Below are 25,353 nucleotides of genomic sequence, written 5' to 3'. Positions count from 1 at the left end.
TACCAGGCATTATGATGCGGTCGGGTGGGGCGATTTGAGCGCCCCACCGAGGACCCCACGGAGGTCCCCACGGAACGCCCCACGGATCGACCACGCACGATCGCCAATAAAAGATTGATATCGTAAATGGCATTCGATAGCCCGGACAAAGGGTTCCTGATTTCGGCGCCGGGCCGCTTCGAACGCCGGGCTATGATGCCGTTTCATCTGGGTCAATAATTTGCGTATTACACGCCATTTCCTCGCATTTTCACTATACCGGAATGGCGCGGTGCAGTGACGATTTGTCCCGACAGGGGCGAACACGTTTGCCGCTCGTGTCGTGTAGCAGGCTAGGTCTCCTGTGCCGGTCTTCTTCCGTGGTTGTTTGTCACTGCGGTCCCGGCCGGAGCTGCGGACGATGCACCCCTTCTCTCTGGGCTGGGGCCGTGTCATCTCGTGGTGCGTTTCAGGTGCTGGAGGAGCTGGCGTGTTTCCCGGGTTGGGGTGGTGTCGATCTCGGCGAGTTTTCCGCGCAGGAGGGTGTAGGTGCGGTCGAGGGCGTCGTATTCGCCGAGTTTGGCGTGCAGGCGGAGGATGTTCTGCCAGAGCACTTCGTTGTAGGGGTCGGTTTCGGTGGCGGTTTCGAGCATTTCCAGGGTGGTGCGGGGGTCGGTGGTGGCGGTGTGGGCGGCCAGCCATCCGCGGGCGTTGAGCGCGTCGCGGTGGGCGGCTTGGCGCATCGGCGCGATCCATGGGTGCGGCAGGTCGGGGGCCAGTGGCGCGGCGGCCAGCGAGACTATCCGCTGGCACGCGCGGGTCCGGTCGGCGTCGCTGGTGGCACGGCGGCGTGCGTTCACTGCGTCGGTGAACTCCCAGTAGTCGACCCGCACGTACGCGGGGTCCAGGCGGAAGCGGGTCCGGTCCTGGGTGAGCTGCACGGCGGCGTGGCGGTCGGTGCCGGTGGCCGCGGCGAGCGTGGTGCGCAGGCGGCTGAGCGCGTTGGTCAGCGACTTGCCCGGCTTGGCGGGCCGGTGCTCGCCCCACAGGGCCTCGAGCAGCTCAGCGCGGCTCACCCCGCCGGCATGCAACGCGAGCACTGCCAGCAGTTCCAGGCTCTGCGGTTGCAGACGACCGGTGACCTCCACCGCACCCGCACCGTCCGCGCCCGCCGGTCCGGGACCGGCCCACAGCCGGGTCGGGCCGAACAGCTGCACCACCAAACCCGGCCCGCTGCCCTCTGCGAGCGCGTACGCGGGTTCCGGGACCGGGCCGGGGATCTCGGGCACTATCGCCACGCCGCCGCCGGTACTGCTGACGGTCGGCGGGGTATCGGCGGTGCGGCCGGGATCGTGGCCGCTGTGCGGGCCGGTGACCGACTCACGGCCGCGATCCGGTGGCGGTTGTGCGGGTTCGGGGCGCGGCAGGCTGCGGGCGCGGCCGGGATCCGGGGAGGGCGGGTCGGCGAGGAGTTCGAGCCGGTAGACCGTGGGCCGCTCGGTTCGGCGTCGGCCCGGGGCGCGGGTACCCCGTGTACGGGGGCGCGCGGGCACGGTGCCCGCCCCGATGTGTGTGGGTGTCGGTGGGGGCGGGCGTAGCTGGGTTTCGACGGCGGCAGAGACCGTGTGGGCGGCGCGAAGTAGCCGGTTGCGCCACAGCAGTATCGCGGGCCTGTGCAGCAGGGCGGTGGCGCAATGCCGGTCGCGGGGAAGGCAATCCAGGACCGGGACGCGCAGGGCGGTGGCGTAGTCGCTGCCGGGGTCCGCGCCGATCAGCAGGACTCCGGGGTGGCGGCTGCGACCGGCCAGCTCGCGGATCCGAGCACCGGCCGGGGCCGGGTCGGTGTGGTCGGCGTCGACGACGATCAGGCAGGCATCGGCGGCGGCCAGCACCGGTGCCAGCGCCGAGCCCGGCCCGGGTGCCCCGCAGTCGGCGAACACCGTGGCTCCCAGCTCCCGCCATGCCCCCAGCTCGCCGAGGCGCCGGTCGTGGCCGGGACCGGTCAACAGGGTCGCGGTCCAGTCGGTCCGGCGGGTATCGGCTCCTGGTGGCGCGGCCAGGAATCCGGCCCCGCTGGGCAGGAATTGGAGGTGCTCGGCGATCGGTATCCGCCGCGCGCCGGAGCGTGCGGCGCGCGCGATGCTCGCCAGCCCACGATACGGATCGGCTCCGGCCAGCTGCGCGAGGTGCCCGCCGGCCGGGTCGGCCTCGACCACGACGGCCGGGCCGGGCCAGGTGTGTGCGAGCGCGACCGTGGTGGTCGTGACACCGGTATGCGGCGCGAGACCGGCCACCGCGATCAGCAGCGGATGCGCGGGGCCGGACGAGGTGCGGGGGCCGGACGAGGTCATCACAACCGGGCCGGAGTCAGGTCCATCTCATGCCTCCCCGCGTCCGCTGCCGGGGTTACGCAGGGCCAGATGGCACGGGTGTACCAGCTGGGCGCGCAGGACGTGGTCGATGAGGGTGGTGATGGTGTCGGTGACGCGTGAGAGGTGGGTGTGGGGCAGGTAGTGCCCGGCACCGATCACGATGTCGTAGTCGGCCCACAGCGCGTTCGCCAGCCCGACCGCCTGCTGCGGGGGGACGAACCTATCGCGCTCGCCTGCCAGCACGACCGAGGGGACGTGGCGAAGCCGCTCGGCGATGGCGACGGCCAGACCGTATCCGGGGTGGTTGCCGAGGATGTCGATGGTCACCCTCGCATCGGCGCCAGCACTCGCGGGAAGAGGCCCGCCATTGCGGCGCAGGCGATAGCTCAGCAGAGCCTCGCCCGCCGCGGTGACCGCGTCCAGGGCTCGGTGCGACCGTAACCGGATCAGCCGCGGCGGCCAGGTGTGGAGATACGGTGGGAGACAGAGCGGTTCGGCGGTGGCGTTGAGGAACACGAGCCCGGCCAGGGCGGCGGCGCGGTCGGGGTGGGCGGTGGCATAGGCGTACACCAGCTGCGCGGCGGTCGAATGCGCAACCAGCACCACCGGTCCGCAGGCGCGCGCCACGACGGCGTCCAGATCGTCGGCGAGACGGCGCAAGGTGGTGATCTCGCGCCGGTCCGGGATGCCGGAGTCGCCGTGGCCGCGCTGATCGTAGGTGAGCTGCGCGACCGCGCCACACAACTGCTCGTCCATCCACCGGGCCACCGGGAACCAGAACCGACGCTCGCGCAGCAACGGATGCAGATACACCAGCGTGGCCGCCGCCCCAGCCCGGCCGACACGGGTGGCCGCCAGGCGCAGCCCGTCGTCGACGGGGATGGTCAGCGTGTGAAAACCGGGAGGAGTCATCGGATCGAGGTCCTTCCATCTGTCGAGGTCCGGCCACACGACACCCGCCCCACGAGCGGGAGCAGTCCAGACTTGTTGGCGGGTAGTGGATTTCGGCCGGAGTGCGGAGTCGGCATAGATTTCATCCCTGGCCCTGGACGTGGCTGATCAGCAGGCCGCCACCGGTGGTGGAGATGGTGTTGACCACTTGCAGGTAGTCCACTCGGGTGCGGTCGGGGCGCGTTTCGACGATGTGGACGTGCGCGGTGTTCAGCGTGACCGGGGTGATCGCGACGCAGTAGCGGGTGCCCTTGGGAATGGTGGCGATCCCGTCGGCCAGCGATCCCTCGGTGATCCCGGACTCCGGCGCCACCACCTTCACCGCGGCCTCGGCCGAGCGCAGCGTGTAATAGGCGTCCTGGAACGTCGCGATCACCCCCGCCACGGTGGCCGGATCACCCGCACGATCGGTCACCACCGCGCCCGTCAGCCCCGCACACGCACCCTCCGCCACAGACCCCGGCACCGACGCCGACGTCCCGGGCGACGCGGTCACCGCGCCGGGCCCGCTGTCGGCCGGGTGGTGCGGGCCGCGCACACCGGCGATCACGCCGACGGTCACCGCTGCCACCGCGGCGAGCCCGGCCCAGCCCCGCAGCGGTATCCGGCGCAGCACCCCGCGCCGTCGCGCGGGAGGCCGGCTGGGCTCACGGCCGGGTGCGGACGGGGAGACCAGCCACGTGTCGTCGAGAACCGGGCCGGGTCCGCGACCGGTTCCCGCGCCGAGGTCGAGGTCGCCGGACAGGTCGGCCGCCACGGGGTCACCGGGCTCCGACCATTGGTCGCTGTCTCCGGATGTGTTGTGAGGCAACTTTGTTCACCTCCCGGGTTGTGCTTCGGGGTCTGCCCGCGCCCGCCGAGCGGCGCTGGTCGGCGGGGCGCGAGCAGGGTCCCCCGAACGGGGTCGGCGGGTGGATGGTCAGAGCGTGTCGAGCATTCCCCGGATCACCGGTGCCAGCCGCTGCACCGACGCGCGCATCGTCTGGGGTTCGAGCAGCGCTGCGGTGTAGGCGATCTGGCATCCGCGCCGCGTGGTGTCGGCGTCGGCCGGGTCGCAGAGCCGATCGACGATGCCGGGGTCGATACCGGCGAGGCTGGGATCGAGCAGCCCGGCGTAAGTGACCGCGAGATCGAGCACCGGGCGGTGAACGACCGCGAGGTTGGCGACGTCGGCGATCGTCAAGAACCGCTGCTCGGCCGCAGTGGGCTCGGCACCGCACTGTCTCGCCCACCGCGTCCCGGCGTCGACCGACACCCGCCGCGCCCAGCTCCACGCCGCCGCAGCCGCATTCGGCTCCACCGGCACAACCCCGCCGAACAACAGCAGGTAGTCGGCCCACGCTCGCGCGCCCGGGTTGCCGTGGTCGTCGGCCTCCGGATCGGCCGCCACAGCGGTCCCCCTCCCGACGGCCTCGACGAGGGTGGCGTTGACCCGCGACAGCCAGCTGCCGGGCGCACCGAGATCGGCCGCGGCGAAGAATGTCACAACCCCTTCCAGCCTGCGCCAGGCATCCGCCGCGCCGAACCCTCGGGCGTGGTCCCCCAGCGCACGCAGCAGCTCGACCCGGTCGGCCATGGACATCAGGTCGATATCGTGCGCGGTGGCGTCCAGCGGCGCGAGGTCCAGGCGCGGTGTGCGGATAACGTCAGGGAGAGAAGACATGGCGGACAATCCTTTTCGCATCACAGGGGTGGGTCAGGGGCGTGTGGTGGGGGCAGCGGCGTCGATGACCGGGCCGGGACTCGTTACCCGAATCAGGTTGTCCGCGAGGCGGTTCAGGACGTCGGTGATGGCGGCGAGGGCAGTGCCGGTGTGTCCGGTGTCGTACTGGCTCCAGGTGACCTGGGCTCCGCGCTGCCGGTAGGCGATCAGGGTCCGCAAACCGGCGCGGACGGGCACGATGTCGTCGTTGTGCCCGTGATAGAGGTGCATCGGCACGGCGGGCGCGGCATGCGCGAGCCGTTCGTATTCGAGAACGTGCCGCCACATGAGGTCGTTCCACGGATCGGGGCGCTGGCACCAGTGCGACAGCGGCTGCGGGTAGCGGTCGAAAAGCTCGATGTCGGTGAGGGTTTCGGCGTCGACTGCCGTGTGCTGGCCTTCCTCGGTAAGTACATGCCGCAGCCGCTGATGCGGGTACGCCTGCGACAGCCCGACCACGGCGGCCAGCCCGAGCGTCGCGAAGGGTCCGCTGGTGAGGGCCGGTGCCAGCGCGGTCAGGTCGGAGGCGACCGCGCCCGCGGAGATCCCTCGCAGGTCCAGCTCGGGGGCGTAGCGCGGATGCAGCTCGGCCGCCGCGGCGACCGCGCGGCCTCCGTCGGCGTAGCCCCAGGCCACCACCGGCATCGAGGGCACAGACCAGCGGCCGGTTTCCAGGACCGGGACGGCTTGGGCGGCGCGGGCGAGGTCGAGAACGATCTGCCCGCCGGCATGAGCGGCGAGGAAGGTGTGCGGGCCGAGGCCGGTGACGCCGAGGCCCTCCCCGTCGGGCACCGCGACAATCCAGCCCTGGTCGAGCGCGGTGGAGATCTCCACGGTGTCGGACTCGTCGCCCACGGCCAGCATCTGCGACGTCGCGCGTCCACCGAGGCCGTGGAAGACCGGGTAGTACACCAGCAAGCCACCGTCGCCCGGACCGAGACCCGACGCAGAGACGTTCTCGTCGTTGTCGGCGGTGTCGATGTCGGTGTCGGGCAGGATCACCGTGCCCGAGGCGGGGATGAGGTCGCCGCGGGTGTTGGTCGACACGTACAGGATCTGCCAGGCCGCCGCTGCGCGTGGCAGTTGGGGGACGAATGTCGGGCGCATTCGGATCAGGTCACCGGGCAGAGAACTCGGCGAAAGGATCGGTGCGCTGTAGAAGTCGGACACGGGATACCTCCGTACAGAGCTTTCGATTGACCTTGTGGCACAGGGGGTTTGGTTTGTGTGTGGCTCCTGCCCTGCCCGGCGGAGGGGGCACCGGGCAAGACAGGGCCTCTCGGGCTGGTCTGGGGGTGACGAGGCGCCGGTCTGCCGGTGGTCAGGTGGGTGTCGGGTCGGTGAGATTGCGGGCGAGGGCCGCCAGAGCGTCGGTGGTGGCGGTGCGAGCGGTGCGGAAGTGGTCGGTCTTGTACTCGCGCCAAGCCACGTGTGCGCCTCGGGCTTTCAGATCGTCGGCGAAGCGGCGGCCGAACTCGATAGGCACGATCGCGTCCTTGCCGCCGTGGTACAGGTGCACCGGCACGGCCGGGGTTCCGCTGGCTTTGATGAGTTCGAGCGCGGCCACGTGCCGCCAGACCGGGTCGTCCAACGGGTCGGGATGCGCGCACCACGTGGTGAACGGGTGCCGGTACCGCTGACACAGCTCGGCTCTGCTCGCCGCTTCGACATCCGCCAGCAGCCCGCGCGCGGTCTCGGTGAACACGTGCCGCAAGGGCAAGTGACGGTGCGCACGGGACAGGCCGATCAGCCCCGCGAGCCCGAGCCCTGGCCAGGAGGTCCGGTCGATGTGCCGCAGGATCGGGCCGGGGTCGGTGACGACGGCCCCGGCGGCGATTCCGCGCAGCTCAAGCTCCGGTGCGTACCCGGGTTGCAGGCCACCGGCCCAGACCGCCGCTCTGCCGCCATCTGCGTAGCCCCACAACAGGATCGGTGCGCCGACCGCATCCACAGCGGGAATCCGGGCGGCAGCACGGGCCAGATCGAGCATGACCTGCCCAGCCGCACGCCCGGCCAGGAACGTGTGCGGTCCCTGCCCAAGCACCCCAAGTCCTTCCCCATCGACGACGGCGACGGGCCAGCCGCGTGCTAGGGCCGCGCTGATCTGCTCGGCCTCGGGTTCGGTTCCCGCGGCGAGCAACCGCGACGGCGCGCTCGTGGCGGCCAGACCGTGGAAGCTCGGCTGATACACCAGCAACGGACCCGAGCTGAGATCCTCCCCGGCGTCCTCCGGAGTGATCATGGTCCCCGACACCGGGATCGGCTCGCCGTGGGAGTCGCGGGACACGTACATGATCTGCCACGCCGGACCCGCACCGGCCAGCTTCGGTAGCACGGTAGGGCGCAGTCGCAGGATCTCCCCGATCCGATGATCGTCGTGCAGGGTGGGTGGGGTGTAGAAGCCGACGTCGGCGTCGGTGGCGCCGGAAGTCGTTGTGCCACTGGTGTTTGTGTCACTGGTCTTTGTTGTCATTTCTGTCCTTCGCTGAGGTCGTGGGCGAGAGCGACCAGCCAAGCGATCGCGGAGGTGAGCTGGCCGGTGGCGGCGTAGCCGGTGTGCGGAGCCGCCGTGGCAGCCACCCGGGCCCAGACCGCCGGATCCACCAGGCTGCTGTTGTCGGCGACCAACTGCCCCCACGCGGCGGCCAGCTGGCCCGCCAGCTTCACCACCTCGCCCGGATTCGCCGCGACGGTGGCGGTGATCTGGTTCCACCGATCCCCCGCCTCGCCCACCTGCTCGGGTAGCGGGGCAACGATGCGGGGGTCAGCGGCGTCGACCAGCCGCTGCGACAACGGCTTTCGAGGGATGTAGTCGACGGTGCCGGAACCGACGGCGACGTCGTCGAGCACCACGGTGGTCCACGCGGAACCCAACGCCTGCGACAGCACCTGCTGCAGGGTGGTGAGAGCAACGAGAGGGTTCGTCAGATCCGCTTGCGCGGCGATCAGGGCACCGGCGCGCAGGAGCGCCGCGTGTTCGGGGGCCGAGCACGCCAGGTCTCCGTCGACGCAGATATCGGCCACCCTGCCCGCCAATGCCCCGTATTCGGCGTCGTCGGCGGCGATCCCGCTCCCCGAGGCGGGCGCGGAGGTGAGTTGCACCGCCGCGACCGCACTTCCGCCGGTGCCCGGCGCGGGATCCGGGGTGAGCTGGCCCGGCCGTCCCGGAAACACTTGCGTGTCCGCGCGGCGTTCGGGGTTGGCATACAACGCGATCGCGGCGACCTGGTCGGCCGAAACCGGCCCGGTCCCGGCACCGATCGCCCTGGCGATTTGCGAAACTATCTGCGCGCCTTGGGAATACCCGACCATTGCCAGCGCGGTAGCCGGGCAGCGACCTACGATCTGTGAGGCCGTGGCGTCGAGTTCGGCGACCGCGGTGGTGACCGAGTCGACGTACCGCTCCGGGCCCCCACCAGCGCCCGGGATGCCGCCGAACCCGGCCGGATACGGGATGTAGGTGTGGGCCACCAGTCCCGGGACCGCTGCGGCCACCGGGCCCAGCAGCGCGCCGACTACGCCGGTGTCGTCGGTGCGGCTCGCGCCCGGAGACGACTGGCCGGTGCCTTGGACGCCGAGCACCCACAACACCGGACAGCCCGGATCAGCCTCGGCCGGTGAGCCTTCGGCCGGCGCACTCGTCGCGAGGACGCTCGCACCCAGCGAGGCCAGCAGCACCGCCGTCACCGTGCGCGCGCGTAACCAGGAGTGATTCATCGCTGGTCCACTCCGACTCCGGCACCGAATCCCGCTCCGACGGTGCCCCCAGCGATGGCCCCGCCCACGGCGGCAGGTGCTCCGGCGATCAGCGCACCCGCCGCCGCCCCGGCTGCCGCGCCGATCGCGGTACCGGCCACTCCGGAGGTGACGGTGCCGATCACCGGGACCGCGACCACCGTGCCCGCGACGGCCCCGGCGATCCCGCCGACCGTGCCGCCCACCAGGCCACCCACGACCGCTCCGGCCGCTGCGGCCGGAGCGGCGGCGACGGTGCCGCCGATCGCACCGCCGATCCCGGCCCCGGCGGCGGTGGCTCCGGCGACGCGATCCGAGCGGCCCGCCGGGATCCCGATCGAATCCAGACCCGTGGCGATTTGCGCCTCGGCACCGGCGGCGGTGCCGTTGATCGCGTCGCGGACCTCGACGGGCAACCACGGCGGTGACGGCACCGCGAACTGGCCCACCCGGATCTCATCCGGCGGCGGTTCGATCGGCGCGACCGGCTCGACCGGCACCGGCAGATGCAGCTCCTCCAGCACCACCGGCTCGACCGGCTCCGGCGACGGTGCGGGCCGGGGCACGGGCCCGTTACGCACCTCCGGAGGCTGCTGCGGATACTGCGCAGGCGCGGGCGGCTCCGGCGGAGGAGGCGGGGGTGGGGGTGTCGCGGTGCCCGGTTGCGCCTGGTTGGTCACGCCCGGCTGGTCGACCACCGGGCCGGGCGTCGCGGCACCAGCCAGCGCGGGAGCAGCCAGCATGACGGCTATCGGCACGGCAGCGGCGGCAAGCATGTGGCGTCCAGGCAGCGAGTGCCGTGTCAGGCAGTGAGAATTGGCGGAGAATGGGGAGGTGTTTCGGTTTTTGGGCATGCCGAATAACCCTTCGTCGCGAAGGAGAATGGGAATTGGGGAATGCGCGCGGGGGCGCTAGGCGGGCGGGCGTTCCCGGCTGCGTCATTGCAGCCGGGCGCCTCGGCTCATATTGGTGTGAATCAGAGGAACGGCAAGACCAACGACAGGACTTGACCGGCGACGCTGAGGCCGTTCGCGACGACGCCCAGACCGGCGTTGAGCCAGGACAGAACAACGTAGGGGTCCACGATTTTTCCTTTCGGAGAGGTGCTGTTGCCTCTCCATCACAACCCCGAAACCTCGTGTCGCGCCATAGTTTTCATTGTTCAACTTTGTGCGCGCACTAGCAGTACTAATCGGCCCGGTGGTGGTGATCAGCGTGGATACACGAATTTGGTCACGCCAGTCCGGATGGTGAATTTTCCAGCGCCCGCTGTGCACGTGCAGATGCACGGTCGATGCCCTGTCTCGCGGCCCGCGAGCTATCGCCTTGTTATCGGTCAGGCAATTCTTCGTTGCCGCGCTGAGTTGCTTCTGGTAGGAAAGAATCGTCTCGGGGGAGATCAATCTTTCAACGTATCCCGTGCGGACCGGGGTACAGAAGACCAGAAAAGGAGGGGGGAGGACGTGACTCGGACTCCTGACAGAAGCCACACCCCGCGATACGCGCGACACCTCCAGCAGCAGCGGCGAGGCGGCCGGCATGACCCGCTCACCACGCAGATGCCCACCGTCGGCCACTGGATGGAACGGCTACGTACCCACCACAGACAATCTCGCCGTAAGGCCGCCAAATGCCTGCATATCAGCGAGGCCGCTCTCCAACGCATCGAACGCTACGGAGCCACTCCCTCCGAGGCGACGCTGGGCCGGATGGTCACCGAGTACAACCTGGATCCCGACCAGGAGCGCCACACGCGCGAGCTGGTGGAACCAGCGGTCGACCTCACTCCGATCGCCGAGTTGCGTGAACAGTTCACCACCCCAACGCATCTGGCGCGGCTCGCGCGGTTCGAGCAGGAAGGGTTCGCCTGCGCCTACATCGATCCGCTCTGGAACCTGGTCGCGGCCAACGACATGTTCCTGCGGGTGTTTCCCGGTGTCGACGAGTTCGACCGCAACATGCCGCTGTGGCATTTTCAGCCCGGAACGGCCGAGCCCACCTCGAAACGGATCTCGGTGTTCTGGGAGTACGAGGCCGCCTTCCTTGTCATGACCCTCCGTGCCGCGTTCGGCCGTTTCCGCGACTCCCCGCAGGCCATCGAGCTGATGCGACGCCTGCAGGCCAGCCCGGAGTTCACCCGGATGTGGATCGACAGCCTGCGAGTCGCCTACGGCCGCGGCCCCACCGACCTCGTCCACCTCCGCGACCCGGCCACCGGCGAACCGCACTCGTGGAACATCCAGCTCGGCGAGATCCCCGACACCCGCGAGGTCCTCCTCTGCCTGGGATACCGACAAACCTATGCCGGGCCGCCGCTGTCATGACCACCGAGACCGGTGGCACAACGCCGATGCTGTGCCACCGGCCCGGCGGCTCCGTCCCGGTTCGAGACGATGGCACGGCGCATCACGCTGCTCAGCCCACGATCTTGTCGTAGTACCAATACACGCCGCTGTCCTCCTCGAACGCGTTGCAATTCGGCGAGGTGACGACGCCATTACTATGGTCTAGCTTGAGAGATTCCATGCAATCCTTGGGATTGGGAAACGGACCCACCGGGACCCAGTAATTCTCGGCAGCTGCCGACGGAGCGATCGCAGAGGTAGCTGCCATCACTGTGCAGGCACCAAGAATGATCTTGAACGACTTGTGCATCAAATCTCCCCTATCCGACGTCTCATCGCATACAGGTGCATCCTCCCACCTCACCGGACGTATCGGGCGCAAGCGCCGGAACATTAACGGACTGGACCACTTTCGGCACCCACCTGCAGAATTTGCGCGACAAGTGCCCCACGCAGCGGTGCGAGACCCGGCTCAGCCGTCGTAGGGATACCGCACGAATCGACGGGAGCTCGTACGGACGTCTGAACGGCCCACAGGTCAGGCTATGTGACATTCGTTCTCCCCAGTGGTGCTCTGCCGCAGCATGATTAGAGATATCGGCAATGGTCGAACACCATGCGTAGGCTGCGCCCATGGGTCTATTGCGCGGCGTAGCACGCAGAGCAGTGAACCGGCAAGGTAGAAGCGGGCGGCCGGAGTTCTTCGGGGACAAGGCAATTGCGATCACCGGTGCCGGATCCGGCATCGGACGCGCCCTCGCCCTCGAACTCAGCCGACGCGGCGCGCACCTGGCTCTCGCAGACATCGACGCCGCGCGACTCGAGGACACCCGCGCCGCGTGTTCCGGTCCGGGCACTATTTCCGTCGTGCTCGATGTCGGCGATCAGTCGGCGGTCGAGGACTTTGCCGCAGTCACGGCCGCCCGGTTCGGCCGGGTCGACGTGGTCATCAACTGTGCCGGGATCCTGCACGTCGGCTCGGTCGACGCGTCCCCGGTCACCGATTTCGATACCGTCATGCGCATCAACTTCTTCGGCACTCTCCACGTCACCAAGGCATTCCTGCCCCACCTGCGCCACTCGGATCGCCCGGCCCGCATCGTCACCCTCTCGTCCGCGCTCGGGCTCGCCGCCGTCGCGGGCCACGGACCCTACGCGACAGCAAAATTCGCGATCCGCGGATTCACCGAGGCACTACGCGCCGACCTCGCCGACACCGGAATCGCCGTCGTGGGCGTGTATCCCGGCGGGATCCGCACTCCCATCGCTCGCGCCGCCCTCGTCGCACCCGGCATCGACAAACCGGCTACCGTCGAACGATTCGAGCGCCGGGTCACTCGCACCGACGTGCACACGGCGGCACGGGTCATCCTCGCCGGTGTCGAACGCGGCACCCCACGAGTCCTCATCGGCGCCGACGCGCGGCTGGCCGACCTCGCCGCGCGTCTCGCCGGCCCGCATTACGACCGCCTCATTGGACTTGCCGCGAAGTTTGCGTGATCATGGACGGTTCGATACCGGGCGGTCCAGTACACAAACTCCGGGGGGAGAACCATGACAGACGCGAAATGGCTGTTGATCGAGACGTTCGGCGGCGGCACACCGCCGTCCGTGATCGCCATGGCACGCAAAATCAAGCCCTTCGTCCCCCTCCACCAGATCCTCAACCACCGCGTCGGCCTCCGCGAAGCCCACCGCGCCCTCGACGACATCGACGCCGACCGCGTCCCGATCGACCGGATCTCCGACGACGGCCGCCGCCGCACCATCGCTGTGCCCCTAGCGATCTCGCCGACCAGACTCCACGGAGTCATGCTCTGGTCCGGACACCCCAACGCCGAGGTGCCGCCGCGTGACCCCGCAGGCGCCTGGGTGTTCAACCTGGACGACAGCACCGACACCCGCAGCGACGACGTCCTGGCCCTCCTGGGAGTCCCACCCGACCGGCGGCCCGCGCTGCGCCGCCACTCGATCGCCGATGTCTTCGGATCCCCGTTCATCATCAACCCCGGAGACCAGCTGATGGCCCTCGCCCGGCTCGTCCGCGCCGAACACGGCACCAACACCCAATCCCTCTGGGGCCTGCGCCACCCCTGCGGCGAACTGCGCGCCCTGCACTACTCCTGCCGCCAGCTCACCGAAACCGACAGCGACGGCACCGTGCGAAAGATGCTGCGCGGCATCACCTACGACATCGGCCCCGCCACCGACATCCCCGCAGCGCCGCCCCCGGCCCTCCTCGAACACCGCGTCCTCGACGCAGTCGCCGCCGACGGCGAGTACCGCGCCATCATCAACCCCCGCACGCTGCACCTGCTCCAGTGGATCGGGCCCCCGATGCCCGGCATCGCCTGGCAAGCCCTCGCCGCACAACCCGCACCCGCCTTGCATCCCGACGACATCGACGCCGCCCGCGCCATGATCGACGGCCTGCGCGAGGGCCGCACCAGCGGCCGCATCCGGGTGCGGGCCCTCGACGGCACCTGGGCCACCCTCGACGCGCGCGCTACCCTTATCGCCCTCGACCACGACACCACCGCCGCACTCGTAGCACTACGACACGCGGCCCCGCTCGACCGACCATGAGCGCCCGACCCCGGTGCATCGACGACCCTCAGCCCGGCGTTTGCCATCCAAACACGATGGCCGCCAACAGCTTTCCCCAGCGGATTGACTCCTCCACCGCGTGAACCGCGAGGTCACCACCCACAGCGTGACGCGCATTACTGATAACGCAATATTGCGAATTGCGGGACTCGGTGACTAGAGTCGGGTGCAACGCTGCCGCTAACCACAGCGGCGTCCTGCAGGCATCGAAGGTAATGCCGCTTGAAGCGTCCCCGCGAAACTCACTCGGAACACCCTTGCCCGCGTGACTGTTTCCTCGACGTAGAGAGCGACCGACCATGCATATCCCCTGCACATCGTCCCTCCATCCGGCCGCGACCGACACCGCGCAGCTCCGCCGGGTATCCGGTTCTCGCCTCGGCACAGACTCCAGTACCACACCTGTCGGCCGCACTGTCCTCGACTGCGCGGCGTCGGCCACTGAGCTACCCGGCACGGTATCGAGAGTGCTGACATGACCCGCGTTTACGAACCAGCGCAGATGCCGGACTTCTACGACTGGATCTGGCGGGGGCGGGACCATCTCGGCCTAACGCTCGAGACCACCGCCGCCCACACCGATGTCACCGCGTCCTGGCTCGGCAAGATCGAAAATGAGCGGCGTCCTACCACTGAGGCCGTCGCCGGACAGCTCGCCAGTGTCTACCGGTTCAACCGCTGGCAACGCCGCCACACCCTCGACTTGTTGAAACCCTCGGCGACGCTGGCGCCCGCCGACGACCTGCGCCGCCACATCATCTCCCCGGCCGTGCACGCGCACCTCGGCCGTCTCGACGCCCGGCGGATGATCGCGGGCTATTTCGATCCGCTCGGCACCGTGCTGCTGGCCAACGAGTCACTGCGCCACGCGATCCCCGGCCTCGACGACGCCGACGACAACCTCCTGCTGTGGCTGTTCACCCCGATCGCCCGGAAAGTCTTGCAGCACTGGGAGTGCGAAGCAGTCCACGGCGTCGCGAACCTGCGAGGAGCACTCGGCCGCTACCGCGACACCCCGCAGGCACGGCAGCTGTGGCGGAAACTGCTGGCCAGCAACGACTTCAACCGGCTGTGGACCGAGAACCCGCTCCTCGTCGCCTACGGCCGGCTCTCGCCCGCCCCCATAAGCCTGTGCACCACCCGGACTCCGGCGAGCCAGCGCCGATGTCGCTGCAAGTCAGCGAGTACGCCCGCCGCGACATCCTCGTCGGCTACGCCTTCTACGACCACCCCGCAATCGCATGCTGAGGTGCCGCCACACTGCCGCGTGTCGCGACGACGACACCGCGCCCGCAACCAGGGAATCAGCCCGCCCGGTAGCCCGGATCCGGCCGACCACGCCTGCCCTGGGCCGGGACGCGGCGGGTGGCAGGCGGACAGGACGACGACTGACGCTCCTGCCGATCCAGCCACACGAGGACATCCCGGCGATACCGGCGCTCCGTCATCCAGTCCTGCCACCAACGTCGAATCCTGTCGATCACTGCGTGCTCCAAATCCTCGGCGTCCCCACTCTTCTCGGAACGCGGGGCGCTGTGGTCATCTCAGGCGGATGGGGGGCCGGTGGACGGTGGTTGGCAACCACGCGGCCACAGGCAGGGACAAGTCGAAGTTGGCCGGGTAGAACACCAGGTCGGTCTGCACGGCGAGCGGGTAGATGCCGGTGCGACCACCGGTCCACTGCCCGCTCGGACCGTGGTGCACCAAGCCGACGTAGCCGGTGCCGGTCGCCAGGATCGTGCCTGTCGGCAACCCGGCCAGCTGTACGCGGGACTCGATCAGCCGGGTTCCGCCCACCGAGGCGGGCTTTGGCCCGGTCACGATGGCTTCGCGAGCGATGCCGTGTGCTCGTCGCGAATCTTCTTCCGGCGGATCACGCCCACGCCGATGAGGACGAACCCGGCCAGTTCCAGCGGGAGCCACACCGGCCACGGGGCTTGGTAGGCGACGTGCACCACGTTCGACGCCGCGATCAATCCCACAGCGACAATCCCGGTCAGGATGGAGATCACACGCCGCCGTGTCCGGCGTTTCGTCATGCTGTTTCCACTCATCAGGGTATCCATTCGTCATGAGTCACATTGCAGGGCAACGGAGTTCACATCCGATGCGCGGTGCTGAGGGCACGTGATGCGCAGCATCGCCTTCTCGACTCCGGTGCCGACGGCGGCTTTCAGGCCAGTTCAGGGAAACCCCGGGCATTGCTGACGCCGGTGGCGCTGAGCTGCGGTGCGGGTCGCCGCGTCCCTTGTGAGGGTGGGACGGGGCGACCCTGTGTGATGACCTCTCGTTATTTACTGCGCCGTCGTGGCTCCTACTCGTCGCCGTTGCGCTCGTCGGGGTCGAAGCTCACGAACACGCGAAACCACCTCCCTCCATCGGTCAGCTGTATTTCCAACTCTCCCAATGCTTCTCGCGCAACCAGTCGGGAATCATGATGGACAGGAGCCGGATTCCGGAAGGTCGGAGGCTGACTACTGTTGCCGGTTGCGTTCGTGCGCATTGGGAACCTTCGTGGCGTCAGGGGTTGAAAATGTCGTAGCCGTAGTCGAGGTTCGCGGCGGCAGCTTGCCCCTTCTCGGTAAGCACCCACGGGTATCCGTCCGGATCGACACCTTCCGGTGCTTGGGTTCTCACGTATCCGTGCCGAATGAACCAGTAGATCGCGTGCATGGCGCTGGCGCGGCGCGGCAACCGGAGCTCGGTAGTCAGCGTCTCAGCCGTGCGCGGGCGACCGTCCGACAGGGCCTCGAGTATCCGTCTCTGGTTGCTGCTGAACAGTTTCCGCGGATACCGGTCCGGATGATTAGCGACAGCCTTCCGCCCGACGGCGGTGAGCTTCCACAGTTGCTCACGGGTGCCATCCGGCCGCGTCCACGTGCTGTCCCCGTTGACGTAGCCGTGCCGGAGCAGCCACCGCAGCGTGTGCTTCACCGACCCGGACTTGGCGATACCGCTGGTCCTCATGAGGGTAGGCACCGTTTGGGGGCGGCCGTTGCCGAGCGCGTGCAGAACGCGCAGCTGGTCGAACGAGTACGTGTCCGCCATACTCGGTCACTTCCCCGAGTCGTTGGTCACCGGGTCGCGAGACAGGCCCGCCATGTCAGCGCGCCCCGTGATCGGTGATACCGGGCTGGTTACCGCCGCTCCGTCCGGACCACGACGGCGCGGTGACTCCCGGCTGTCCGTCGGGCTGTGCGGCGCAGCTGCCCGGAGTCGTGGGCTCGGGGCGTTGGGCGATGAGCAGCGCCAGGAGCGCGGCCAGCACGCCCGCGGCCGTGTAGAGGATCGGATGAGTGCGCATGTCCTGGATCGGGTCGTAACTGAAATTCATCGGAGTGGACCGTCCCGTCGTCGTTGCGGTGCGTATGCCGTCGTTCGATTTCGAGGCCGAACACGCCGTCGTGACCGAGCGCGATGTTCTTGCCCTGGTCGGGGGTGTTAGAAGTGTGAGGCGAGTGCTCGCGCGATGAGTTGCTCGGCGGCGGTGTCGGTGACCGCGTGTGCGGCGAGGGCGTCGAAGGTGGTCAGATAATCGGTAATAGCGTCGCGGCCGGTGAACCGCAGTCCTCCGGTCATGGTCTCGACGGCCACTTCCCGGTCGTCGAAGACCATGAAGTTGTTGACGCTGTTGAGGTACTGCGCGGTGCGGGGAACGATGCCGAGCCGGATGGTGTTGGGCAGCGGACGCAGCAGCAGGGCGTCGAGTTGAGCCCTGGTGGTCGCCGCGTCCCCCACGCGGGTGTAGAGCGCTTGTTCCCCGATCAGGATGTGCGTGCGGTGGCCGGACTGGCGGCGCTGCTGCTGCCGGGCCATGCGGACCTCGACGGCGGCGGGGAGGTCGTGTTCTGCGCCGACGCCGCGCAGGCAGACCGTGAGGATGGCGGTGGCGTACTCGCGGGTCTGGAGCAGGCCCGATACCACGTCGGGGTCGTAGATCCGCAAGTACTCGGTGCCGGCCTCGGCGCGGCCCGTGTCCTGTTGCAGGGTGCTCGACGCAGCATCGCGCCAGGAGCGAAACTGCGGATCGGACACGGCGATATCAGCGGACATGCTTATCCCTCCACTTCTGGTTGGTTCTTTCACTGAAAAACGTTGCAGAGCAGCGGAACTCCTCTGTCTGAGGGGTTTCGGCAGATGTTGGGAGCGCTGGGTTCTACTGTGGGGTTGGTTGTTCGCGCGCCATGTCGGAACAGTCCCCTGGGTCATTGCGCCGCAACGGCGTCCGAGTCGAGGATGCTCCGGCCCTTCGGCGCGATCCGCCACAGAACGGCGCGGCCGTTCTTCCCGCCGCGCTCACCGGTGTCCCGGACGAAGTCATCGTCAGCCAGGCGGCGCACCGCGTGGCTGGCGACACCCTCGTCCACACCGGACTTCTCGGCGATCTCCCGGCAGGTCCGCTTCTTGCCGTCCGCGACACATTCGAGGATTGCTCGCTGCGTCGGGCCGCATCCGGGGCGTATGGACATGTGACATCCTTTGCTGTTGTCTATGTTTCGGTAGTGATATCGCTGATCAGGGTGCGGTCACCGTCGGTGCGGGTGGTGACGATCTGGCGGTAGACGCGCGTCTCGCCGGGCTCGGCCGGGTTGAGACTGGGCCGGTGCGTCGTGAGTTCCAGAGCCCACCGCGACACCGGGCCGGTGCCGACGCCGGGATCGAGGGTGGTGATGCGGGCGCAGTGCTGGACCGCGGGTGTGTGGTCGATACCGGTCTGGATGCGCTCAGCCGGGTGCAGGCGGGAATCCGGAGTGAGCACCTCTGCGGCAGCGGCCCCGGACCGCAGCACGAAATACCCGTGCTCGAAAGCAAGGATCACGTCCGGGCCGTCGCCGGTACTACCCGGCCCCGACCCGGTCACCGTGTCGGGTGTGCGGGCCTGCGGGCAGGTGAACGGCGCGGTCTCGGCGGCGGCGGGACCGGACATGACCCATCCGGCAGCGACAGCGGCGAACCCGGCCACCGCCACCCGAGCCAGCCGGGACAGCTGTCGTGAAAACAGTTGCGGCATCAGTGTTTTCCTTCCATAGATACAGTCAGAGAATCGAGGCGGGAGATGGCGATACGGATGGATCGGATGCCCAGGACGTGCCGCTGCGCGGGCTGCGCGCGGAGAAGGGGCTTCTATTCGTCTGCGCTGCCGCTCGCACGGGGGTCGCCCGGTGGGATGTTTTCCCCGCCTTCGGCGACAACTAGATTCGGGAGCAGGTAGCCGTGCTCGCCGTAATACGACATGTACTTCATCACGGTGCTGACCGTGGTCGCGTGGTCGCCGCGGTCACGGATCAAGCGGTCGGCGAAGAACGCCATGGTCCAGGTCGGGCCGACGTTGTCCACGAGGACCGCTGGTTCCCCGCAGCGCACATAGGTGCCGGATTCGTCGATGTCCTCGAACGCCAACAGCCGCCACGCGACCGGGAGCTTCTCGTCGTAGGGTTTCATGAACCGACAGGCCGTCGTCAATTCGTCCGGCGTCACCGCCATCGGACTCAGCATCCGAATGTGCGTGGTGAACGTGTCGGCGGACCAGTCGACCTCGGTGTTATCTGCAGCGGTGATGACCCACATCAGTCCGCCATCCTCTCTTCCCGAATCTGATACTCGTGCACTGCAATTCCGCTGTGGACCGGACTCGTGTCGTGCTTGCGCCACAGTTCCGGCAATGCCCGCGCATTCGACTCCAGCGCCATCACCCTCGGGTCGCCCGACAGCACCGTCCGGCGGTGACCGGCCGAGGGCAGGTAATGCACACCGACATCGCCGGGCGAGTCTCGGGGCATCACCGCGTGATAGCTGTTGCCGTCCATATCGACGACAAGTCCCGTGATCGCCGGGTCGCCGTGGTCGGTCATGGTCAGCCGATACTGCCGATTCTCGGGCTGCTCGACCGACGAGGAGTGTTCGAGCATCAGTCCGAGGCCCCAGCAGCGGATACCGGCCTTGATTAGTTGGCCGAACTGCTGCACCATCACCGCCGACGCGTGCTGCCGGTCGGCCGGTAGCGGGAACGGGTGCATGTGGATCTGTTGGGCCGGGCGATATTCGAACCCGAAGAACAGCGAGAACACGCCCGCCGTGCGATAGATGTTCATCATCGCGGCGCACGAGTCCTCTCGCGTGGCCACCACAGGACAAGGGATCACAGGGATTGGGGTCCTTCCGATCTCGAACGCTGGACGTCCAGCCAGGTCTTGTTGCCGAGCGGTGTGATCTGCCACCCGTCTCGGGGACCACGGGGCTTGTCGACCATGCGTTGCACGTGCAGCCGAATCGCTGCCCGGCGCACCAGCCGCTCGTCCAGCTCGGCCTCGGCCGCCAGCTGCGCGGTCGTCAACCACTCCACCCGCGACAGCAGATCCAGCACCCGCAACTCGGCCACCGCGACCTGCTGCATGTCCGTGAGGAACGGTCGCCGGGTCATAGCCGTCGGCGGCGACTGCGTGCGTACTCGACCGCCGCGATGACAGCACCGAACACGGCGCACACACCGACGACCACATCGAGCAGCCTCACCAACCGGACCATGTTGATCCCCATCACTCGGCCACCCCCGAACCCTGTTGCGTCCGTGCTTGATTCGCCAGCCGGGTCTCCACCACATACACCAGCCCGAACAACAGTGGCACCGTGAGCACGGTCAGGCCGAGGGCGACCTGCCACGGCAGCAGGATCCAGATGATCGTGAGCCCGACGGCGAAAAGGAATGGGGACCATGCCTTCACGACAGCGGCTTTGATTGTCGGCTTCTGGCGTTCGGGGTCTGTCACGGTCCGGTCTCCTCTTCTGGGGTGTGGGTGGGTGTGACGAATCGGTAGGTGTGGGTACGTCGGGCCCGGACTGTCCGGTCGAGCCAGAGCAACAGCAGAGTGAACGCGGCGACGGCCATGACGCCCCTGAGCACGACGCCGAATGCGCCGAGGTAGGACAAGGCCACGACACAGGTGGAGACCGCGGTGCCGGCGAGACACACACCGAGCACAATCCGCAGGTCGCGATCCTGACGCGGGGTCAGGGTGAACCTCACCCGGCGGTCATCGTTCATCGCGGAGCGGGTGGTTGTCGTAGAGGTCTTGATGCTCGTACACGACCGGCGGCGGAGGATCGACCATGTCGGCCCACCGCCGCCACCACGCGGGCTCGGTGAGTGCGACCGGCCGCGGCATCGCCTCGGCGACGGCCCGGACCGTCGCCGCAGCGAGACTGACGACGCCCGCGGCGGCGGTGAGGCTGCGCAGACAGTGACGCAAACGCATGACAGGGAGTCCTCCCTAGGCGAATCGTGGTGTGGGTCAGCGTGTTCACAGCTGAGTGAGGATGCAGTCGCCGGGTCGGCAGCCCGGTGTGCAGCCGCCGGTACACGGGGACCTGAGCGAGTCGAAGGCGTCGGCCCGACGCGCGTTGCCGGTATGAACGTCGCGAGCCAGCTCGGCGTAGTCGCCCAGCAAGTCATTCACCGTGTCGCGGTACTCGCGCCACCACCCCGCAGACCAGACACACACGGGGCGGGGCCGGACATACCACAGCAACCAGGCGGCACCGGTGAAAGCGGCAGCGGCGGTGAGGGTGAACAGACGTGTACGCAGCGGCATGACGAGTGTGCTCCAGATAGGTGAATGGGAATCGAGCAACAATCAGGTAGAGCGCGAGCACCTCCGGCTGCCCCCGAGCACCACGAGGCACCAGGCAGTCGGCCACACAGCCGGAGGTGTCGCTTCCCACCGCTCCCCGGGATTGATGAAGGGGTTAGGGAGCGGGAAGCCCGCTTAGGACCGGCACGAGGCTCCTCGACAGCCGACAGAGTCCGCGACGCGCTGTCCTGCACGGGAAGCGGGCCCGCTTCGGCGTCGGCGCGCACCGCCGCCCACGTCGCCGCATATTCCGGCAACCGGTCCTGCGCGGCAGCCAGCGTGAATCCCCGCCCGAAATACACGAAGCCCGTCGCGCCCGTCCCCCACACAGTGCCCGGCCAGTTATACGACGGCCAGACCGCATGCCGATCCTTGAGCGTGCTGAGGAGCACCTGCCCCTCCGGGGAAATCTTCCACGACACCGTCACCGCTCCCTCGACCGTCCAGTGAGGGCAGCCGCGGCTGCGGTGCTCGGCCCGGATCACAGTCGATGCCGCTTCCATCACGTCTCCATTTCCGCAATGACGTTGTGGGACAACAGCCCTGGATTCACCGTCGTGCAGATGGCCTCAGCGACAGCGAAAATCAGTGCCATCGGCGGCAACTCGGCTTCTGGCACCGGTGGCGCGACCCAGTACCTGCCGGGATTTCCCGGTGTCGGGTAGGAGATGTAGTCGCCCGGTGCCGAGACACGAATCGGGCCCCCGGCACGCACGAGCCGCGTGTGCAGGTCGGTGTGGGCTTCGATGCTCAGGGCGGGCCGGACCAGGAACATCCAGTGCGACGCACCCGTAGTGCCCATGATCGGCGCCTCGACCTCACGGTCGACCAGCTCGGTCCGTACCAGCTCCCCGAGGCCGTCGTCCATCCCGACAACGTGAACGTTGCGCGCAAGGGTGTAGATGCTGCCCGGCTCGATCTGCGCGTCCAGCTGATACACGGTGTTGTACCGCCGCCACTGCTGCTCAAGGGTGAGGCAAATCTGCGGCCGTGTCATGACTCCTCACCACCCGCTTCCGGCCCGGCGTGCTCGCGGCGCGGTTCCGGGCGAGGCAGCACCGGCCACTGCCGGTCGGGCCACGCCACGGTGGCCGGGCTCGTGTGCCGGGTCGCGATCTCGTAGACCACCGACAAACCGGGCAGCCCAGCGCCGACCGGCGGCGTCAGCCACTTCTTCCGGGTGTACGGCGGCGTCGGCAGGAACACCGTGGCGCCCGCCTCGGAGACCACCACCGGGTACTGCGGGCGACTGCCGGCCAGCTCGTAGGCCAGGCTGCGATGCTCCCGCGACGCGAGGTCCGGGAAGACCAGGAAGTCCCACCGCATCACCCCGTGACCGCACATGATCACCGGCCGAATCTCCCGCAGCCGCATCTCCGTGCGCACCCGAGCACCCACCTGCTGGTCCATCGACACGACGTGCAGACTTCGCCCAGCCCAGGTGACGATCGCGTTGCCGCCGATGACCTGGGCCTGTAAACCGTTAACGGTGTTGTAGCGGTCCAGGCAGCACCGAATTGTGTTCTGGGCGTGGTCGGTCAAGGGCTGAGCCATAAGTCCTCGCATGGCAATCGAAGGAATCTGGTCAGACCGTCACGGACAACGGTGGCCGTAGCGGTCGGATTGTGGCTGCACTGCCAGTTGGTGATGAAGTTCCTCGCCGCGGTCCTGCACGCGGCAAAATCGAAATACGTTTCGCCGTACGAGATTCGGACGTGCACGTCGGGTTCATCCGGTCGAGGAGACCGGACTGCCGCCGACAGCCGCACGCTCATCGCTACAAGCCCCGCACAGACGGCTCACGAAATACGTTGTAACGCAACGCCTTTGTTCGGCTGTTGCCGATCGCGTGGCTGCCTCCCGGTCGGCGTAGCTCGCCCGTTAGCCACTCTCGCCGCTCCGGGCGGTGCCGTCCCGGCGACGAGTTCCGCAATCGGATACAGAAGTAGGCCAGCCAGGCACAGAATCCGACGAGACCAGCAACGGCGAAGGCAGTCGACACGGCAGATCGTCCTCCTAGATCGAATTGGCTTCGAACCGCATCGCCGGGCGCGTACCCGAAATCAGGTCGGCAACATGCAAGACGGTCTCCACAGAGGGCCTGAATGCGTCACGGGGACCCGCAACCCACCGGCACGAACGGTCCTTTTCCGATGGCAGCCGAATGTCTTCGGCGTATTGAATGGCCTTGATTCCGAGGCCAAGTGCGATACCCCCAGGACCGGGTCTGCATCGATTCGATACGGCCGAACGAGGAACGTCCACGCATCGGCCTCGCTGAGGATCTGGCATCCGATCCCTAGAACACGCATCCGTTCATGGGTTGCTTCACCGAGCGCAACCGGCATCCGGACGGCGCCAATGTCGGTCATCCGCATGACAATTCGGCCGCCGCTGTCGACCCGACACGGCAAGCCGAACGCGGCGTTGTAACGCGCGACGCGCTCCTCGATCTCCTCCACCGCCGTCAGTGCCTGCACGCTGCTGGTCATCGCCGCAATTTCTGAGTGCGCCCAGCTCGGAGAGGTGATAGGGGTGCGATCCGGCACTTCCGCAAAGTTCTCCATGGCATTCCGTCTCATGGCTAGTTCTGTTGGTGTCACGACGCTGGGCGTCGCAGCCCCAATTGGGGAATTGGTCGGCAGCTACTTTCGCCAGTCGGGACCGAAACGGGCCCGCTATTAGGTTGGTGTTCAAACTGTCGATCGGGCGGCCGGTGTTGCGCTAGCGTTGCGGTGTTGGCAATCCAGCAACGCTGGTAGAGGGCTCGTGGGAGGGTGGGCCATGGAGCAATGGCGTCCATTCGGCAATGAACTGAAGCGACTCCGCGGCGAGGAGTCGCTCCGTGGTCTTGCCCGTCGGACCGGCATCAACGCTGGAGATCTGTCGCGGTTCGAGCGAGGCGTCCGCCGACCGTCCCCTGAAGTTGTCCAGCTGCTAGATCGGGAACTGTCGGCATCCGGGCGTCTGATCGAGATCGCTGCCGCGACTCTGTTCGGCCTCGACAACGAACCGGACAGCAGGCAGCATGTGTCGAGTCACAATGATCTCTACGACAACGGAGAGGGCGAAATCATGCCAATCTCCAGACGGGGCTTCATCGCGACCGCAGCGCTGAGTGCATCCGTGCCGCACGTCATGCTCAACCGCGACGCGGATGTCGACTACCTCGACCACTTCCGGCAGCTGAAGCGCGTGCTTGTGGACCAGGACGTACTGTTCGGGCCGACAACGGTAATTCCCATTGTCGAGCAGCAGATCCATGTCATCGGGCAGCTTCGCAGGACCAGCGGCACCGACACCATCGGACTGCTCCAGATGCAAACCAACTACGCCGAGTTCGCGGGTTGGCTGCGCCAGGACACCATGGACTTCGGGGCAGCCGAGTACTGGACCGATCGAGCGCTTCAATGGAGCCTCGCTGCAGGCGACGATGTTATGTCCTCCTACATCCTGCAACGGAAAGCGCACCTAACCGGAGACGCGGGCGACGGCGGCGAGACCGTCGCGCTCTCCGCTGCCGCCATCCGCACAGCGCCCGGCGATTCGCCGATCGAGGCCCTGGCCAATATGCGTGCGGCACATGGACATGCACTACTCGGCGATCAGAAAGCGACCGAGAGCGCCTACGACGTGGCGTTGGAATCTGTCGACGACCCGGACTTGGATCCGGACCTGCCGTGGGCGGGCTGGTTCGATCAGTCCTACATCAACGTCCATAGAGCCCGGAGCCTGTCGACGCTCGGCGAATTCGGTTCTGCAGCAGAGCAATTCACGCAGGTACTCGACACCCTGCCTCCGCACTACGCCCGAGACAAGTCCATCTACATGGCACGCGCAGCGATCGCCTTCGCGGGCAACAACGACGTCGATCACGCCGCGACCCTTGGGCTGGAAGCCATCGGTGCTGGCCGCGGCTCAGGCTCAGGACGGCTTGTGCGGGAGCTGCAGCAGCTGGATCAGACGCTCGTGTCGGCTGCCAGGAGGAAGGGACCACTTCGGAGCCGTTTTTGCCATGAGCATGGGACCACCCC

The 25,353-nt window shown here is 68.0% G+C and carries 29 protein-coding genes; 5 read left to right on the top strand and 24 right to left on the bottom strand.

Going from position 1 to position 25,353, the window contains the following annotated elements; all coding sequences use genetic code 11:
* Nucleotides 1-431: 431 nt before the first annotated feature.
* From ACYVLQ_RS17835 to ACYVLQ_RS17800, 8 genes are all read right to left on the bottom strand, one after another.
* Nucleotides 432-2,330 carry a BTAD domain-containing putative transcriptional regulator gene (locus ACYVLQ_RS17835; RefSeq protein WP_460698613.1) on the bottom strand — a complete coding sequence of 633 codons (1,899 nt, stop codon included), beginning with the start codon at nucleotides 2,328-2,330 and terminating at the stop codon, nucleotides 432-434.
* 27 nt (nucleotides 2,331-2,357) lie between these two features.
* Nucleotides 2,358-3,263 (bottom strand): alpha/beta fold hydrolase, encoded by a 906-nt coding sequence (locus ACYVLQ_RS17830; protein ID WP_460698612.1) that lies wholly within the window; start codon nucleotides 3,261-3,263, stop codon nucleotides 2,358-2,360.
* Between the two features lie 121 nt (nucleotides 3,264-3,384).
* Nucleotides 3,385-4,113, bottom strand: a complete 729-nt coding sequence (locus ACYVLQ_RS17825) for a hypothetical protein (protein WP_460698611.1) — start codon at nucleotides 4,111-4,113, stop codon at nucleotides 3,385-3,387.
* A 108-nt stretch (nucleotides 4,114-4,221) separates the two neighbouring features.
* Entirely contained in the window at nucleotides 4,222-4,965 is a 744-nt protein-coding gene (locus ACYVLQ_RS17820) for a hypothetical protein (protein WP_460698610.1), read from the bottom strand.
* Between the two features lie 33 nt (nucleotides 4,966-4,998).
* Nucleotides 4,999-6,174, bottom strand: a complete 1,176-nt coding sequence (locus tag ACYVLQ_RS17815; RefSeq protein ID WP_460698609.1) for a lipase family protein — start codon at nucleotides 6,172-6,174, stop codon at nucleotides 4,999-5,001.
* Nucleotides 6,175-6,325: 151 nt separating this feature from the next.
* Complete coding sequence (locus tag ACYVLQ_RS17810; protein ID WP_460698608.1) at nucleotides 6,326-7,477, bottom strand: lipase family protein; 1,152 nt, start codon at nucleotides 7,475-7,477, stop codon at nucleotides 6,326-6,328.
* Complete coding sequence (locus ACYVLQ_RS17805; RefSeq protein WP_460698607.1) at nucleotides 7,474-8,721, bottom strand: cutinase family protein; 1,248 nt, start codon at nucleotides 8,719-8,721, stop codon at nucleotides 7,474-7,476. The genes ACYVLQ_RS17810 and ACYVLQ_RS17805 overlap by 4 nt, the downstream gene beginning before the upstream one ends.
* Entirely contained in the window at nucleotides 8,718-9,515 is a 798-nt protein-coding gene (locus ACYVLQ_RS17800) for a hypothetical protein (protein ID WP_460698606.1), read from the bottom strand. The genes ACYVLQ_RS17805 and ACYVLQ_RS17800 overlap by 4 nt, the downstream gene beginning before the upstream one ends.
* A gap of 804 nt (nucleotides 9,516-10,319) precedes the next feature.
* Here ACYVLQ_RS17800 and ACYVLQ_RS17795 point away from each other — a divergent pair.
* Nucleotides 10,320-11,063 (top strand): MmyB family transcriptional regulator, encoded by a 744-nt coding sequence (locus ACYVLQ_RS17795; RefSeq protein ID WP_460698605.1) that lies wholly within the window; start codon nucleotides 10,320-10,322, stop codon nucleotides 11,061-11,063.
* A gap of 91 nt (nucleotides 11,064-11,154) precedes the next feature.
* Here ACYVLQ_RS17795 and ACYVLQ_RS17790 read toward each other — a convergent pair whose 3' ends face one another.
* Nucleotides 11,155-11,394, bottom strand: a complete 240-nt coding sequence (locus tag ACYVLQ_RS17790) for a hypothetical protein (RefSeq protein ID WP_460698604.1) — start codon at nucleotides 11,392-11,394, stop codon at nucleotides 11,155-11,157.
* 323 nt (nucleotides 11,395-11,717) lie between these two features.
* Here ACYVLQ_RS17790 and ACYVLQ_RS17785 point away from each other — a divergent pair, with 323 nt between their 5' ends.
* From ACYVLQ_RS17785 to ACYVLQ_RS17775, 3 genes are all read left to right on the top strand, one after another.
* Nucleotides 11,718-12,584: an SDR family NAD(P)-dependent oxidoreductase gene (locus ACYVLQ_RS17785; protein WP_460698603.1), complete on the top strand. Its 867-nt coding sequence runs from the start codon at nucleotides 11,718-11,720 to the stop codon at nucleotides 12,582-12,584.
* 54 nt (nucleotides 12,585-12,638) lie between these two features.
* Complete coding sequence (locus tag ACYVLQ_RS17780; protein ID WP_460698602.1) at nucleotides 12,639-13,670, top strand: GAF domain-containing protein; 1,032 nt, start codon at nucleotides 12,639-12,641, stop codon at nucleotides 13,668-13,670.
* A gap of 496 nt (nucleotides 13,671-14,166) precedes the next feature.
* Nucleotides 14,167-15,315, top strand: a complete 1,149-nt coding sequence (locus tag ACYVLQ_RS17775) for a helix-turn-helix domain-containing protein (protein WP_460698601.1) — start codon at nucleotides 14,167-14,169, stop codon at nucleotides 15,313-15,315.
* 193 nt (nucleotides 15,316-15,508) lie between these two features.
* Here ACYVLQ_RS17775 and ACYVLQ_RS17770 read toward each other — a convergent pair whose 3' ends face one another.
* The 15 genes from ACYVLQ_RS17770 to ACYVLQ_RS17700 form a co-directional block, all read right to left on the bottom strand.
* Entirely contained in the window at nucleotides 15,509-15,745 is a 237-nt protein-coding gene (locus ACYVLQ_RS17770) for a hypothetical protein (RefSeq protein WP_460698600.1), read from the bottom strand.
* 466 nt (nucleotides 15,746-16,211) lie between these two features.
* Nucleotides 16,212-16,739 (bottom strand): hypothetical protein, encoded by a 528-nt coding sequence (locus ACYVLQ_RS17765; RefSeq protein WP_460698599.1) that lies wholly within the window; start codon nucleotides 16,737-16,739, stop codon nucleotides 16,212-16,214.
* A gap of 55 nt (nucleotides 16,740-16,794) precedes the next feature.
* Nucleotides 16,795-17,025, bottom strand: a complete 231-nt coding sequence (locus ACYVLQ_RS17760) for a hypothetical protein (protein WP_460698598.1) — start codon at nucleotides 17,023-17,025, stop codon at nucleotides 16,795-16,797.
* Nucleotides 17,026-17,132: 107 nt separating this feature from the next.
* On the bottom strand, nucleotides 17,133-17,744 hold the full coding sequence (locus ACYVLQ_RS17755) for a Scr1 family TA system antitoxin-like transcriptional regulator (RefSeq protein ID WP_460698597.1): 612 nt from the start codon (nucleotides 17,742-17,744) through the stop codon (nucleotides 17,133-17,135).
* Between the two features lie 152 nt (nucleotides 17,745-17,896).
* Nucleotides 17,897-18,160, bottom strand: coding sequence for a winged helix-turn-helix transcriptional regulator (locus tag ACYVLQ_RS17750; protein WP_460698596.1), 264 nt, complete (start codon nucleotides 18,158-18,160; stop codon nucleotides 17,897-17,899).
* A gap of 20 nt (nucleotides 18,161-18,180) precedes the next feature.
* Nucleotides 18,181-18,702 (bottom strand): hypothetical protein, encoded by a 522-nt coding sequence (locus ACYVLQ_RS17745; RefSeq protein WP_460698595.1) that lies wholly within the window; start codon nucleotides 18,700-18,702, stop codon nucleotides 18,181-18,183.
* 113 nt (nucleotides 18,703-18,815) lie between these two features.
* Complete coding sequence (locus ACYVLQ_RS17740) at nucleotides 18,816-19,259, bottom strand: hypothetical protein (protein ID WP_460698594.1); 444 nt, start codon at nucleotides 19,257-19,259, stop codon at nucleotides 18,816-18,818.
* Complete coding sequence (locus ACYVLQ_RS17735) at nucleotides 19,259-19,786, bottom strand: hypothetical protein (protein ID WP_460698593.1); 528 nt, start codon at nucleotides 19,784-19,786, stop codon at nucleotides 19,259-19,261. Before ACYVLQ_RS17735 ends, ACYVLQ_RS17740 begins: the two co-directional genes overlap by 1 nt.
* Before the next feature lie 44 nt (nucleotides 19,787-19,830).
* A complete protein-coding gene (locus tag ACYVLQ_RS17730) occupies nucleotides 19,831-20,112 on the bottom strand; it encodes a hypothetical protein (protein WP_460698592.1) in 282 nt (93 codons plus the stop codon).
* A gap of 115 nt (nucleotides 20,113-20,227) precedes the next feature.
* Nucleotides 20,228-20,458 (bottom strand): hypothetical protein, encoded by a 231-nt coding sequence (locus ACYVLQ_RS17725; protein ID WP_460698591.1) that lies wholly within the window; start codon nucleotides 20,456-20,458, stop codon nucleotides 20,228-20,230.
* A complete protein-coding gene (locus tag ACYVLQ_RS17720; protein WP_460698590.1) occupies nucleotides 20,455-20,715 on the bottom strand; it encodes a hypothetical protein in 261 nt (86 codons plus the stop codon). The genes ACYVLQ_RS17725 and ACYVLQ_RS17720 overlap by 4 nt, the downstream gene beginning before the upstream one ends.
* Nucleotides 20,716-20,722: 7 nt before the next feature.
* Nucleotides 20,723-20,944, bottom strand: a complete 222-nt coding sequence (locus tag ACYVLQ_RS17715; protein WP_460698589.1) for a hypothetical protein — start codon at nucleotides 20,942-20,944, stop codon at nucleotides 20,723-20,725.
* Nucleotides 20,945-21,821: 877 nt separating this feature from the next.
* A complete protein-coding gene (locus ACYVLQ_RS17710) occupies nucleotides 21,822-22,316 on the bottom strand; it encodes a hypothetical protein (RefSeq protein WP_460698588.1) in 495 nt (164 codons plus the stop codon).
* Nucleotides 22,313-22,873: a hypothetical protein gene (locus ACYVLQ_RS17705; protein WP_460698587.1), complete on the bottom strand. Its 561-nt coding sequence runs from the start codon at nucleotides 22,871-22,873 to the stop codon at nucleotides 22,313-22,315. Before ACYVLQ_RS17705 ends, ACYVLQ_RS17710 begins: the two co-directional genes overlap by 4 nt.
* Nucleotides 22,874-23,382: 509 nt before the next feature.
* Nucleotides 23,383-23,886 (bottom strand): hypothetical protein, encoded by a 504-nt coding sequence (locus ACYVLQ_RS17700; RefSeq protein WP_460698586.1) that lies wholly within the window; start codon nucleotides 23,884-23,886, stop codon nucleotides 23,383-23,385.
* A gap of 217 nt (nucleotides 23,887-24,103) precedes the next feature.
* Here ACYVLQ_RS17700 and ACYVLQ_RS17695 point away from each other — a divergent pair.
* The coding region (locus tag ACYVLQ_RS17695; protein ID WP_460698585.1) for a helix-turn-helix domain-containing protein at nucleotides 24,104-25,353 on the top strand (1,250 nt) is incomplete at its 3' end.

This window comes from Nocardia thraciensis, assembly GCF_054782435.1.
Note: the sequence above shows the minus strand (reverse complement) of the source record. Positions and strands in the feature narration are given on the sequence as shown.